The 900-nt window shown below is 68.1% G+C and carries 2 protein-coding genes; one reads left to right on the top strand and one right to left on the bottom strand.

Annotated features, from left to right (window positions below):
- A partial coding sequence (locus IJ15_RS0124225) for a formylglycine-generating enzyme family protein (protein WP_031940875.1) occupies positions 1-243 on the bottom strand: 243 nt, incomplete at its 3' end.
- Between the two features lie 58 nt (positions 244-301).
- On the opposite strand from IJ15_RS0124225, the gene IJ15_RS0124220 reads away from it, so the two are divergent.
- Positions 302-900, top strand: a 599-nt coding sequence (locus IJ15_RS0124220; protein WP_231569648.1) for a GAP family protein, incomplete at its 3' end; no start/stop codon positions are given.

Raw genomic sequence — 900 nt, 5'->3', positions numbered from 1 at the left:
GGTGAACACCAGCGAACCGGGAACGAGCAGCGCGGGATCGGCATCCGGGTAATCGGCCGGATCGGGCGCGATCTCCGCGGTCGTCACATGGCCGGTCTCTTTCACGAAACGCCGGAACTCGGCGACCGTCACCTGGTGGGTGTCCATCCAGAAGCCGTCGACGCTCACCTGGTGGACCGGACGCTCCTCCGGGTAGAAGTCCTCGGAGCCCATCCAGAACGTGCCTCCGGGAACCCACACCATGTTCTTCATGTTCTTCGGCGCGCGGGAGGACGGGGCGGGGACGGACGCAATCGGCTGCATGGACGATGAGCTTTCCATCCGTTCGGCCACCGCGAAAGTGGGAGTCCCGTCCCGCGATTCACCCACCGCGGGTGGTGTCGCGGCGGGTGTGTGCTGCCAGCATTCGGGGATGGGTACCGCCATCGGGGCCGTGCTCCCCCTCGCCGTCAGTCCGATACCGATCATCGCGACGATCCTCATGCTGCTCACGCCCCGGGCGGGTAGCACCGCGACGTCGTTCCTCGCGGGTTGGATTCTCGGGATCGCGGTGGCGTACACACTGTTCGCTCTGCTCGGCAGCGCGATGGACCTGTCGTCGAACTCGGACGGCAATGCCGTGACCGCGACCATCCGGATCGTCCTCGGCGTCCTGCTGCTGGGCTTGGCGGTGAAGCAGTGGCGCGGACGGCCGACGCCGGGCGAGGAACCGTCGATGCCGGGGTGGCTGGCCGCGATCGACAAGGTGACACCCGTGAAGGCGCTCGGGCTCGGCTTCGCGCTGGCCGCGATCAACCCGAAGAACCTGTTGATGATCGTCGGCGCCGCGGTCGCGGTGGCCCAGCTCGGCGCCTCCGCCGGCACGGTCGTCGTCACGGGAGTGGTGTTCACGGTGCTCGC

The organism is Prescottella defluvii (assembly GCF_000738775.1).
In the GTDB taxonomy this organism is placed as follows: Bacteria; Actinomycetota; Actinomycetes; order Mycobacteriales; family Mycobacteriaceae; genus Prescottella; species Prescottella defluvii.
Note: the sequence above shows the minus strand (reverse complement) of the source record. Positions and strands in the feature narration are given on the sequence as shown.